This is a genomic window from Streptomyces sp. CB03238, from assembly GCF_002099185.1.
Classification (GTDB): domain Bacteria; phylum Actinomycetota; class Actinomycetes; order Streptomycetales; family Streptomycetaceae; genus Streptomyces.
The window spans coordinates 215,956-228,827 of record NZ_NBCN01000004.1 but is presented as its reverse complement, the minus strand read 5'-3'; the positions used below and the strand labels follow the sequence as shown (position 1 = coordinate 228,827).

7 protein-coding genes and 1 pseudogene are annotated in these 12,872 nt (G+C 72.1%); 5 read left to right on the top strand and 3 right to left on the bottom strand.

Annotated elements, in window-relative coordinates; genetic code table 11:
• Positions 1 to 444: 444 nt before the first annotated feature.
• Positions 445 to 3,429 (top strand): bifunctional [glutamine synthetase] adenylyltransferase/[glutamine synthetase]-adenylyl-L-tyrosine phosphorylase, encoded by a 2,985-nt coding sequence (locus BKD26_RS08285; protein WP_084897175.1) that lies wholly within the window; start codon positions 445 to 447, stop codon positions 3,427 to 3,429.
• Here BKD26_RS08285 and BKD26_RS08280 read toward each other — a convergent pair.
• The 3 genes and pseudogenes from BKD26_RS08280 to BKD26_RS08270 all read right to left on the bottom strand — a co-directional run.
• Positions 3,417 to 4,316, bottom strand: a complete 900-nt coding sequence (locus tag BKD26_RS08280; RefSeq protein WP_084897174.1) for a phosphatase PAP2 family protein — start codon at positions 4,314 to 4,316, stop codon at positions 3,417 to 3,419. The genes BKD26_RS08285 and BKD26_RS08280 overlap by 13 nt on opposite strands.
• A 36-nt stretch (positions 4,317 to 4,352) precedes the next feature.
• The gene (locus BKD26_RS08275) at positions 4,353 to 5,438 is read right to left on the bottom strand and encodes a LacI family DNA-binding transcriptional regulator (RefSeq protein WP_084897173.1); all 1,086 of its coding nucleotides are present in this window, start codon (positions 5,436 to 5,438) and stop codon (positions 4,353 to 4,355) included.
• Between the two features lie 547 nt (positions 5,439 to 5,985).
• Positions 5,986 to 7,587: pseudogene (locus BKD26_RS08270) on the bottom strand (alpha-amylase family glycosyl hydrolase); the annotation flags it as partial.
• A gap of 350 nt (positions 7,588 to 7,937) precedes the next feature.
• Here BKD26_RS08270 and BKD26_RS08265 point away from each other — a divergent pair.
• The 4 genes from BKD26_RS08265 (at position 7,938) to BKD26_RS08250 (ending at position 12,872) form a co-directional block, all read left to right on the top strand.
• Positions 7,938 to 9,212, top strand: coding sequence for an extracellular solute-binding protein (locus tag BKD26_RS08265; RefSeq protein ID WP_084897172.1), 1,275 nt, complete (start codon positions 7,938 to 7,940; stop codon positions 9,210 to 9,212).
• A gap of 24 nt (positions 9,213 to 9,236) precedes the next feature.
• Positions 9,237 to 10,262 (top strand): sugar ABC transporter permease, encoded by a 1,026-nt coding sequence (locus BKD26_RS08260; protein ID WP_084897171.1) that lies wholly within the window; start codon positions 9,237 to 9,239, stop codon positions 10,260 to 10,262.
• A complete protein-coding gene (locus BKD26_RS08255; RefSeq protein ID WP_084897170.1) occupies positions 10,256 to 11,119 on the top strand; it encodes a carbohydrate ABC transporter permease in 864 nt (287 codons plus the stop codon). The genes BKD26_RS08260 and BKD26_RS08255 overlap by 7 nt, the downstream gene beginning before the upstream one ends.
• 91 nt (positions 11,120 to 11,210) lie before the next feature.
• Complete coding sequence (locus BKD26_RS08250; protein WP_084897169.1) at positions 11,211 to 12,872, top strand: glycoside hydrolase family 13 protein; 1,662 nt, start codon at positions 11,211 to 11,213, stop codon at positions 12,870 to 12,872.

Below are 12,872 nucleotides of genomic sequence, written 5' to 3'. Positions count from 1 at the left end.
TGCGCTGCCTCACGCTGCCCGCTGCCCGCTGCTCGCTGCTCGCTGCCCGCTGCCCGCTGCCCGCGCGGGCGGCGGTGGGCTCACGTCGATGGCGCGGTGCCGGGGCCTGGGCCCGCCCCGAAGGGGGACGCGCAGTGGGTCGTGCGTAAAACGACTGAGCTTGCGAAGGAGAGCCCAGGACACGGCCCACGGAGCGGACCTCAACGGCGCGCGTACGCGCATGGCCGACCCCGCGCGCCCTGCCGGGATGGCGTCCGGCCCAGACCTGACCACGCGCGCCCTGCCGGGATGGCGTCCGGCCCAGACCTGACCCCGCGCGCCCTGCCGGGATGGCGTCCGGCCCAGACCTGACCCCGCGCGCCCCGCTGGGACGGCGTCCGGCCCAGGACACGATCCCCGATAGGCTCGGGGCGTGGAGCCGACCACGTCGGAGGGAGTGGGCGCATGAGCGGGCCGGGGCGCAGGAGCAGTACCTTCACCCGACTGCTGCGGCACGGCTTCACCGACCCGTCCGCCGCCGAGCGGCTCCTCGACCTGCCCGTGCTGTCCGCCGTGCGCGGCGACCCGGTCCTCCTCGACGCGCTCGGCGCCACCGCCGATCCCGACCTCGCGCTGCGCGGGCTCGTCCGGCTCGCCGAGGCGCAGGGCGGGGACGGCCGGCATCTGCTGGGCACCGTCCTGAGCGCCAAGCCGCTGCGCGACCGGCTGCTGGGCGTGCTCGGCGCCTCCGAGGCGCTGGCGGACCACCTGGCCCGGCACCCACGTGACTGGGAGGCGCTGGTCACGTACGAGTCGACCGACCTGCACCCGGGCGTCGCCGACTTCGAGCGCGGACTGGCCGGGGCGACCGATCCCGTGTCGCTGCGCATCGCCTACCGCCGCTGCCTGCTGGCCATAGCGGCCCGGGATGTGTGCGGCACCACCGACATCGCCGAGACCGCCGCCGAGCTGGCCGACCTCGCCACGGCCACCCTCAGCAAGGCCCTCGCCATAGCGAGCGCGGCCGCTCCGGAGGACGCCGCCATGTGCCGGCTCGCCGTCATCGCGATGGGCAAGTGCGGCGGCAACGAGCTGAATTACGTGTCGGACGTCGACGTGATCTTCGTGGGCGAGCCCGCCGACGGCGCCGACGAGGGCAAGGCGCTGCGCGCCGCGACCCGGCTGGCCTCGCACCTGATGCGCATCTGTTCGGAGCAGACGGTGGAGGGGACGATCTGGCCGGTCGACGCCAATCTGCGCCCCGAGGGCAGGAACGGGCCCCTCGTACGCACCTTGTCCAGCCACCTCGCCTACTACCAGCGCTGGGCCAAGACCTGGGAGTTCCAGGCCCTGCTCAAGGCTCGCGCGGTGGCCGGGGACCCGGAGCTGGGCGCCGCGTACATCGACGCCGTCTCACCGCTGGTGTGGCAGGCCGCCGAGCGGGAGAACTTCGTCGCCGACGTACAGAAGATGCGCCGCCGGGTGGTGGAGACCATTCCGGTCGCGCAGGTGGACCGTGAGCTGAAGCTGGGCCCGGGCGGGCTCAGGGACGTCGAATTCGCCGTGCAGCTACTGCAGTTGGTGCATGGCCGCAGTGACGCCACGCTGCACAGCGGGAGCACTCTGGAGGCGCTGAAGGCGCTGGCGGCGGGCGGCTACGTGGGGCGGGCCGACGCGGCGCAGATGGACGAGGCGTACCGCTTCCTGCGGGCCATGGAGCACCGCATCCAGCTCTTCCGGCTGCGGCGGACGCATCTGGTGCCGGAGGGCGAGGAGGATCTGCGGCGGCTGGGGCGGTCCCTGGGGCTGCGTACCGATCCGGTCGCCGAGCTGAACCGGGAGTGGCGGCGCCACGCGGCGGTGGTGCGGCGGCTGCACGAGAAGCTGTTCTACCGGCCACTGCTGGACGCGGTCGCCCAGCTCACGCCGGGGGAGACGCGGCTGAGCGCCAAGGCCGCCGGGCAGCGGCTGGAGGCGCTCGGATACGCCGATCCGGCGGCCGCCCTGCGGCACCTGGAGGCGCTGTCGTCCGGGGTGACCCGGAAGGCGGCGATCCAGCGGACGCTGCTGCCGGTGCTGCTGGGCTGGTTCGCGGACTCGGCGGACCCGGACGCCGGGCTGCTGGGGTTCCGCAAGGTCTCGGACGCGCTGGGGAAGACGCCCTGGTATCTGCGGCTGCTGCGCGACGAGGGCGCGGCGGCCGAGAACCTCGCCAGGGTCCTGTCGGCCGGGCGCCTCGCCCCCGACCTGCTGCTGCGCGCCCCCGAGGCGGTGGCCATCCTCGGCGCCCCCGAGGGGCTCCAGCCGCGCGGCCGTGAGCATCTGGAGCCGGAGATCCTCGCGGCGGTCGGCCGCGCGGAGGACGCCGAGCTGGCGGTCGCCGTGGTCCGTGGCGTACGGCGCCGGGAGCTGTTCCGTACCGCCGCCGCCGACATCATCGGCTCGTACGGCACCGAGGACAGCCCCGCCGAGGCCGATCCCGGCGCCCTCGTGGACCGCGTCGGCCAGGCGGTGACCGACCTGAACGCGGCGACCATCGCGGGCGCCCTGCGGGCCGCCGTGCGCGAGCAGTGGGGCGACACGCTGCCCACCCGGTTCGCCGTCATCGGCATGGGCCGGTTCGGCGGCCACGAGCTGGGTTACGGGTCGGACGCGGACGTGCTGTTCGTACACGAGCCGCGCGAGGGCGTCGACGAGCAGGAGGCGGCGCAGGCCGCCAACGCGGTGGTCGCCGAGATGCGGCGGCTGCTCCAGCTGCCGACGGCCGACCCGCCGCTGCTCATCGACGCGGACCTGCGCCCCGAGGGGAAGAGCGGGCCCCTGGTGCGCACCCTCAAGTCGTACGCGGCGTACTACCGCCGCTGGTCGCTGGGCTGGGAGAGCCAGGCGTTGCTGCGGGCCGAGTCGATGGCCGGCGACCCGGACCTCGGCCGCCGTTTCGTCGAGCTCGTCGATCCGCTGCGCTACCCGGAGCGGGGCCTGGACGAGGCCGCCGTACGTGAGATCCGGCGCCTGAAGGCCCGTATGGAGACGGAGCGGCTGCCGCGTGGCGCCGATCCGGCGCTGCACACCAAACTGGGGCGCGGCGGCCTGTCGGACGTGGAGTGGACCGTGCAGCTGTTGCAGATGCGCCACGGCCACGCGGTGCCGGGCCTGCGCACCACCCGCACCCGCCGGGCGCTGGCCGCGGCCCGCGACGCGGGGCTGATCGACGGGCAGGAGGCCCAGATCCTCGACGAGGCGTGGGTCCTGGCGACCCGCGTGCGCAACGGCGTGATGCTGGTGCGCGGACGGGCCGGGGACACCTTCCCGTCCGACGCGCGGGAGCTCGCCGCGGTCGGCCGGTACCTCGGGTACGGGCCGGGGCACGTCGGCGAGATGGTCGAGGACTACCGCCGTACGACGCGCCGGGCGCGGGCGGTGGTGGAGGAGCTGTTCTACGGCGCCTGAGGGCCCGGGACGCGGTTGGCCAGGGCCGGGGTGACGGCCCGGGGTGCCACCTGGCGGGGCAGCCGGTGCGGCACGCTGCCGTACCAGGCGTACGCCAGGGTGTAGCCGAAGCCCAGGCAGATCAGGCCGCCCACCGCGTCCAGCCAGAAGTGGTTGGCGGTCGCGACGATGACGACGAGGGTCGCGGCCGGGTAGAGCAGGCCGAGGATCCTGCCCCAGGGGGCCTTGGCCAGGGCGAAGACGGTCAGGCCGCACCACAGAGACCACCCGATGTGCATGGACGGCATCGCGGCGTACTGGTTGGACATGTTCTTCAGGTCGCCCGACGCCATCGAGCCCCAGGTGTGGTGAACCAACACGGTGTCGATGAACTTCTCGGACGTCATCAGACGGGGCGGCGCCAGCGGGTACAGGTAGTAGCCGAGCAGGGCGATGCCGGTGGTGGAGAACAGCACCAGGCGGGTGGCGGCGTACCGCCCCGGGTGCCACCGGTACAGCCACACCAGGACACCGATGGTGACGATGAAGTGCAGCGTGGCGTAGTAGTAGTTCATGCCCACGATCAGCCACGTCACGGAGTCCACGGCGTGGTTGACCGTCTTCTCGACGGCGATGCCGAGGGACTGCTCCGCCCGCCAGATCCAGTCGGCGTTGCGCAGCGCCTCGGCCTTCTGCTCCGGCACGGCGTTGCGGATCAGCGAGTACGTCCAGTAACTGACCGCGATCAGCAGGATCTCGAACCAGATGCGGGGGCGGCGCGGGGCGCGCATCCGCTGCCATACGGTCCGGCTGTCCGCCTCGCGGGCCGGACCCTGTTCGATGGGTGAATCCACCGGTGGTGCCGGGGCCTCACGGCCTTCCAGTGTCCTCACAGTCGTGTCACCCATGGGCCAAGAGTCTGCCAGATAGGTCTACTCGGTCGATCATCCGTCAGTCTGGTCCTCATTGCCATCGCTACGCCTTTCGGAGGATGGCCTTTCGGTGGACCGCTGACCATGGGGGCCGGAGGCGGTTGAACCGCGAACGACCAGCTCGGGCATGAAGACGAACTCGCTGTGCGGGGCGGGGGTACCGCCGATCTCCTCCAGCAGGGCCCGTACCGCCGCCTGCCCCATCGCCTGCACGGGCTGGCGGATGGTGGTCAGCGGGGGGTCCGTGAACGCTATGAGGGGAGAGTCGTCGAACCCGACGACGGAGACGTCCCCCGGGACGTGCAGCCCCTTCTGGCGGGCGGCGCGGATGGCACCCAGTGCCATCATGTCGCTGGCGCAGACGACCGCGGTGCAGCCCCGTTCGATCAGCGCGGTCGCGGCGGCCTGGCCGCCCTCCAGGGTGTAGAGCGAGTGCTGGATGAGCTCCTCGCACTGCGCCGGCGCCAGCCCGAGCCGCGCCTGCATGCCCAGCCGGAAGCCCTCGATCTTGCGCAGCACGGGCACGAACCGCTTCGGGCCGACCGCGAGGCCGATCCGGGTGTGTCCGAGCGAGGCGAGGTGGGTCACGGCGAGCTGCATCGCGGCCCGGTCGTCGGGGGAGACGAACGGCGCCTGCACTTTGGGGGAGAATCCGTTGATGAGGACGTACGGGACGCCCTTGCCGCGCAGCTGGTCGTAGCGCGTCATGTCGGCGGTGGTGTCGGCGTGCAGTCCGGAGACGAAGATGATGCCGGACACGCCCCGCTCGACGAGCATTTCGGTGAGCTCGTCCTCGGTGGAGCCGCCGGGGGTCTGGGTGGCGAGGACGGGGGTGTAGCCCTGGCGCGTCAGGGCCTGGCCGATGACCTGGGCCAGGGCCGGGAAGATGGGGTTGTCCAGCTCGGGGGTTATCAGCCCGACCAGTCCGGCACTGCGCTGGCGCAGCCGTACGGGACGCTCGTAGCCGAGTACGTCGAGCGCGGCCAGCACGGACTGGCGGGTGGCCGCGGCCACACCGGGCTTGCCGTTGAGCACGCGGCTGACTGTGGCTTCGCTGACCCCCGCCTGGGCTGCGATGTCGGCTAGCCGCGCGGTCATGGGATGCGACTGTACCGGCCGCACGTCAGCTTGCCCACCAAACGCAGGACTCGGCGGCGAGGAGGACGGTGTGCCCATCGTCGCCGTGTCCCGCCTCGGCCGCCAACTCCCTTGCGGGCGGCGGCACTTTGACCCCGGGGGTGGCGATCCCGACCGGACGGCCGCCGCTCGCGCCGCAACGCCCGCCGCCGTCGCCGCCGGCCCCCGCCGCGGGACCGTCACCTGCCGGGGAGCCGACCCCCGGGACCCCGCTGTACGTGGCGCTATGACCGTCCGCGCCGGCGCCGGGGGCTGGGGCGGGACCGCCGCCGTCACCATGTACGGCGCCCCGGCCGGTGCCGCCGACCACCGGGGCGGGGCCGCCGCCGTGCTCGCCGGCCCCCGCCCGGGGGGCCGCGCCGGCGCCGGGGGCTGGGGCGGGGCCGTCGGCCGGGCCGTCCGTGCCGCCGGGCTGGGGGATGGCCGCTTGCCCGACGGCCGCCGGTCCGCCCAGGACCGGCGGCCCGTCGGGGCCTGCCCCCGGGGCGTGGCCGCTTCCGTCGCCGGTCGGCGAGCTCGACAGGAGTACCCGGCTGCCCGGGGCGCGGAGGGGGACCGGGTGGTCCGTGAGGTTGAGCGTGCAGATCAGGTCGCCCTGCCAGGGGCCGGTGCCCGGGCCCTTGGCGCGGCGGCGGAAGGCCAGGACGCCGTCGGGCGAGGGCAGCCACTCCACCGCGTCGCCCGCGCCCAGCGCCGGGTGGCCGCGGCGCATGGCGAGCGCGCCGCGGTACAGCTCCAGCGTCGAGTCAGGGTCACCGGTCTGGGCCTCGACCGACAGGCCGGCCCACGACGACGGCTGCGGGAGCCAGCTGCCGCCGGGGCCGAAGCCGTACGAAGGTCCCTCCACCGTCCACGGGATCGGCACCCGGCACCCGTCGCGCAGCCCGTCCTGGCCCTCGCCGCGCTGGAAGGCGGGGTCCTGGCGGGCCTCGTCGGGCAGTTCCGTGACCTCGGGCAGCCCGAGCTCCTCGCCCTGGTAGACGTACGCCGAGCCGGGCAGCGCCAGCATCAGCAGCGCGGCCGCCCGCGCCCGCCGCAGCCCGGCGGCGCCCTCCCCGTACCGGGTGGGGTGGCGGACCACGTCGTGGTTGGACAGCACCCATGTGGTCGGCGCGCCCACCGACGTGGTGGCCCGCAGCGAGTCGTCGATGACCCGCCGCAGCGCGGCCGCGTCCCACGGGCAGTTCAGGAACTGGAAGTTGAACGCCTGGTGCAGCTCGTCGGGGCGTACGTACAGCGCGAGCCGCTCCGCCGACGGCGCCCACGCCTCGGCGACGGCGATGCGCTCGCCCTCGTACGTGTCGAGGAGCCGCCGCCACGCGCGGTGGATCTCGTGGACGCCGTCCTGGTCGAAGAAGGGCAGCTGCTGTGCGCCGATCAGCCGGGCCTGCTCGCCGTGCCCGATGTCCGGCATCCCGGGCGCCTTGACCATGCCGTGCGCGACGTCGACGCGGAAGCCGTCGACCCCGAGGTCGAGCCAGAACCGCATCACGGACTCGAACTCGGCCCTGACCTCCTCGTTCTCCCAGTTCAGGTCAGGCTGCTCGGGGGCGAACAGGTGCAGGTACCAGGCGCCGTCGGGCGTACGGGTCCAGGCGGGGCCGCCGAAGACCGACTCCCAGTCGTTGGGCGGCAGGGAACCGTCCGGCCCCTTGCCGGGGTGGAAGAGGTAGCGGTCGCGGCAGGCCGGGTCGCCGGCGAGCGCCTCCTGGAACCACGGATGCCGGTCGGACGTGTGGTTCGGGACGATGTCGACGATCACCCGCAGCCCCAGCTCGTGGGCCGTGCGCACCAGGTCGTCCGCGTCCGCGAGGTCCCCGAAGACCGGGTCGACGGCGCGGTAGTCGGCCACGTCGTACCCGCCGTCCGCCTGCGGCGAGGCGTAGAAGGGCGTGAGCCACACCGCGTCCGCCCCGAGCCGCGCCAGGTGGGGGAGCCGCTCGCGGGCCCCGCGCAGGTCACCGATACCGTCGCCGTCGCTGTCGGCGAAGGACCGGACGTACACCTGGTAGATGACGGCCTCGCGCCACCACCCCGGGCGGTCGCTGGAAGAGCTTGCACGGCGCAGGTCCTCCGGCGCCTGGACGGGCGAGGTCAGCTCATGGGCCATGTGCGGTGTCCCTCTCGGTGGGCCGGGATGGGGGCGTCGTTGCGTCTAACGAGGTGAGAGCGGTAATGAAACGCTCCTGCAAGGCCTTACGAAAAGGCTTGCAGAGCCTTCCCGGCCCGCGCAACCCCGCCTCGCCACGCCTGTCAAGCGATCCGTCGGCAACTGTAGGGACACGCGGATGTAACGATCAGCCCGCCTTGCAGAAAATTGCCGCAAGGTCTTTCGGCGCGTTTTCATCCCTGTTACGTTCCTGGCAACCCGGCGCGCCGCGAGGGAGCGGTCTGCAGGAGGCACGAGATCCAGTCATGTGATCCGCCTTCGTCTTCCCGGGATCAGTTGAAGGAGTTCACATGCGGCGTGGCATAGCGGCCACCGCGCTGGTCGCGGCCCTCGGTCTGACGACGGCGGCGTGCGGAGGCGACAGCGGCGAGCAGGGCGGGTCCAGCAGCTCTGGCGAGCTGTCCGGCACCGTCACCTTCTGGGACACCTCTAACGAGGCCGAGAAGGCGACGTACCAGTCCCTGGCCGAGGGCTTCACCAAGCTGCACCCCAAGGTGAAGGTCAAGTACGTCAACGTTCCCTTCGGCGAGGCCAACGCCAAGTTCAAGAACGCGGCGGGCGGCAACTCCGGCGCCCCCGACGTGATGCGTACCGAGGTCGCCTGGGTCGCCGACTTCGCCAGCCTCGGCTACCTCGCCCCGCTGGACGGCACCCGCGCCATCGAGAACCAGGGCGACTGGCTGCCGCAGGCCGCCGCGAGCACCAAGTTCGACGACAAGACGTACGCGGTCCCGCAGGTCATCGACACCATGGCGCTCTTCTACAACAAGAAGATGCTCAAGGACGCCGGTGTCGAGGTCCCGACGACCCTCACGGCGCTCAAGGACGTGTCGGCGAAGATCAGCAAGAAGTGGCCCGGCAAGAGCGGCCTGTACCTCCGCGGTGACGACCCGTACTGGTTCCTGTCCTTCCTGTACGGCGAGGGCGGCGACCTGGTCGACGCCGACGCCAAGAAGGTCACCATCGACGACCCGGCCGGCGTCGGCGCGTACAAGACCATCAAGGACCTGGTCGACTCGAAGGCGGCGATCACCGACGCCTCCGACGGCTGGAACAACATGCAGAACGCGTTCAAGTCCGGCAAGGTCGCGATGATGCTCAACGGCCCGTGGGCCATCGCCGACTCGCGCGCCGGCGCCGAGTTCAAGGACCCGAAGAACCTGGGCATCGCGCCCGTCCCGGCCGGCAGCGCCGGGCAGGGCTCCCCGCAGGGCGGCTGGAACCTCTCCGTCTACGCCGGGTCCAAGAACCTCGACGCGTCCTACGAGTTCGCCAAGTACATGAGCTCGGCCAAGGTGCAGCAGCAGACCACCGAGAAGCTCAGCCTGCTGCCCACCCGCACCTCGGTGTACGCCCAGCCGAGTGTCGCCGGCAACGAGATGGTCCAGTTCTTCAAGCCGGCCGTCGACAAGGCCGTCGAGCGGCCGTGGATCCCGCAGGGCAACGCCCTCTTCGAGCCGATCCGCCTCCAGATGGCCAACGTCCTGGGCGGCAAGACCACGCCGGAGAAGGCCGCCCAGGAGACGGGCGACGCCTACCGCAAGATGCTCAAGGACTACAAGTAAGCAGTGGGAAGGGCTGACCGACCAATGGCTGTCGAGACCAGCCAGTCGGTGGCGAAGGCCGCGGGCGCGCACAGCGCCCGCGGCCGCGGCCGCCGCACTGACAACACCCCGGGAACTCCCGGTCCCGGCCGGCTGCGCAGAGCGCTGAGCACCCACTGGTACGCCTGGAGCATGGTCGCTCCGGTGGTGACCGTGATCGGCGTGATCATCGGCTACCCGCTGGTGCGCGGCATCTACCTGTCGCTGACGGACGCCAACGAGGCCAACGTCGAGCGCACGATCGGCGTCAACCACATCCCCGCGACGTACGAGTTCGTCGGTCTCGACAACTACAAGGCCGTCCTCACCGACAGCGTCTTCTGGGACCGGCTCGGCTGGACCGTGGTGTGGACCGTCAGCTGTGTCGCCCTGTCCTTCACCCTCGGCCTCGTCCTGGCCAACATGCTCAACCGCAAGATCAAGGGCCGCGCTTTCTACCGCATGGCCCTGGTCCTGCCGTGGGCCGTCCCGGCCTTCGTCTCCGTCTTCACCTGGCGGCTGCTGTTCAACGAGCGCAGCGGCCTGTTCAACAAGCTCCTCGCGGGCGGCGGTATCGACGCCATCTCGTGGCTGAACGACCCCACCTGGGCCAAGGTCTCCGTCATCGCCGTCAACGTCTGGCTCGGCGTGCCCTTCATGCTCGTCGCCATGCTGGGCGGCCTGCAGTCCATCCCCGGTGAGCTGTACGAGGCCGCGGAGATGGACGGCGCGACCGCGTGGCAGCGGTTCCGCCACATCACGCTGCCCGGGCTGCGGCCGGTCTCCGGCACGGTGATCCTGCTCAGCTCCATCTGGACCTTCAACATGTTCCCGGTGATCTTCCTGCTCACCCGGGGCGGACCGGGCGACGCCACCGAGATCCTCGTGACGTACGCCTACAAGCTCTCGTTCGTCGTCAGCCCGCGCGACTTCGCGGGATCGGCCGCCTGGGGCGTGCTGATCCTGGCGCTCCTGTCGCTCTTCGCGGTGGCCTACCGCCGCGCGCTCCGCAAGCAGGGAGACATGTGGTGAGCACCGACACCCACACCCGTAAGGTCCGGCCCAGGGGCGAGCGTTCGCCGCTGGCGTCCGTGGGGCTGCACCTGACGCTGCTCGTCGCCGCGCTCGTGGCCGTCTTCCCGCCGCTGTGGCTGGTGATCACGTCGTTCAAGCCGAAGACCGACGCCTTCGACACGTCGGTCGTCAAGAACTTCACCGTCGGCAACTACAGCCACGTGCTGGGCGACACGCAGTTCCTGGCCTGGCTCGGCAACTCGCTGGTCGTCGTCGGCATCACCACCGTCATCGGGGTCTTCATCTCCGCCACCACCGGCTACGCGGTCAGCCGCTTCCGCTTCCCGGGGCTGCGGCCCCTGATGTGGCTGCTGCTGATCACCCAGATGTTCCCGGTCGCGGTGCTGATCGTGCCGCTGTACAACCTGCTGGCGTCGCTGGGCATGCTGAACCAGCCGGTCGGCCTGATCATCACGTACCTCACCGTGGCCGTGCCGTTCTGCGCCTGGATGATGAAGGGCTACTTCGACGGCATCCCGGCCGAGATCGACGAGGCGGGGCGCGTCGACGGGCTCACCCCCTTCGGCACGTTCTGGCGCCTGATCATGCCGCTGGCCAAGCCGGGGCTCGCGGTGACGGCTTTCTACACGTTCATCACCGGCTGGGGCGAGGTCGCGTACGCCTCCGCGTTCATGACCGGCGAGGAGAACCTCACCCTCGCGGGCGGTCTGCAGACCTTCGTCAACCAGTACACGGCCGACTGGGGCTCACTGACCGCCGCGGCCGTCCTGATCGCGGCCCCCGCCGCGGTCGTCTTCGGCCTCGTCCAGCGCCACCTGGTCTCCGGCCTGACGGCCGGCGCCACGAAGTCGTAGGACAGCCACACCCTCGTATTCCGGTCCGCGGCGCCGGTCCGGCCTGTTCCCGGGCCGGTGGCCGCTTCCACTCCTCCACTCCAGGGAAGACATGACCCAGCACCTCGCTGCCCCCGCCGCCCCCGCAACCGGCACCACCGGCACGCACACGGGCTGGTGGAGAGACGCGGTGATCTACCAGGTCTATCCGCGCAGCTTCGCCGACGGCAACGGCGACGGCATGGGCGACCTGGAAGGCATCCGCAGCCGGCTGCCGTACCTGAGGGACCTCGGCGTCGACGCCGTCTGGCTGAGCCCCTTCTACGCCTCGCCGCAGGCCGACGCCGGGTACGACGTCGCCGACTACCGCGCCATCGACCCCATGTTCGGCAACCTCCTCGACGCCGACGCGCTGATCCGCGAGGCCCACGAGCTGGGGCTGCGCATCATCGTGGACCTGGTGCCCAACCACTCATCCGACCAGCACGAGTGGTTCCAGCGCGCGCTGCGCGAGGGACCCGGGTCGCCGCTGCGTGAGCGGTACCACTTCCGGGAGGGCAAGGGCGCCGACGGCGAGCTCCCGCCGAACGACTGGGAGTCCATCTTCGGCGGTCCGGCCTGGACGCGGGTCGAGGACGGCGAGTGGTACCTGCACCTGTTCGCGCCCGAGCAGCCCGACTTCAACTGGGAACACCCCGCCGTACGCGACGAGTTCCGCTCCATCCTGCGCTTCTGGCTCGACATGGGCGTCGACGGCTTCCGCGTCGACGTCGCCCACGGCCTCGTCAAGGCGGCCGGCCTGCCCGACATCGGCGCCCACGACCAGCTCAAGCTGCTCGGGAACGACGTCATGCCGTTCTTCGACCAGGACGGCGTCCACGAGATCTACCGCAGCTGGCGCAAGGTCCTTCAGGAGTACGACGGCGAACGCGTCCTCGTCGCCGAGGCCTGGACGCCCACGGTGGAGCGCACCGCCGGCTACGTACGCCCCGACGAGATGCACCAGGCGTTCAACTTCCAGTACCTCGGCACCTACTGGGACGCCGCCGAGCTGCGCGGGGTCATCGACGCCTCGCTCGCCGCGATGCGCCCCGTGGGCGCCCCCACCACATGGGTGCTGTCCAACCACGACGTGACCCGGCACGCCACCCGGTTCGCCAACCCGGCAGGGCTCGGCACCCAGCTGCGTACCCCCGGCGACCGCGCGCTCGGGCTGCGCCGGGCGCGGGCGGCCACGCTGCTGATGCTGGCGCTGCCCGGCTCGGCGTACGTCTACCAGGGCGAGGAGCTCGGCCTGCCGGACGTCACGGACCTGCCCGACGAGGTGCGCCAGGACCCGTCGTTCTTCCGGGCGACCGGCCAGGACGGGTTCCGCGACGGCTGCCGGGTGCCGATCCCGTGGACGGTGCAGGGCTCCTCGTACGGGTTCGGCAGCGGCGGCAGCTGGCTGCCGCAGCCGGCCACCTGGGGGGACCTGAGCGTCGAGGCCCAGACCGGCGACCCGGGCTCGACCCTGGAGCTGTACCGCAGCGCGCTGGCGGTGCGCCGCGAGCAGCCGGAGCTGGGCGCGGGCGACGCGGTGGAGTGGCTGGACGCGCCCGAGGGCGTGCTGGCGTTCCGGCGGGGCGCCTTCGTGTGCCACGCCAACACCACGGGGCGGGCGGTGCGGATAGCGGTGCCCGGCCGGATGCTGCTCGCCAGCGAGCGGGTGCGCGTCAGCGTGGACGGCACGGCCGAGTTGCCCGCCGACACCACCGTCTGGTGGGCGGGGTGA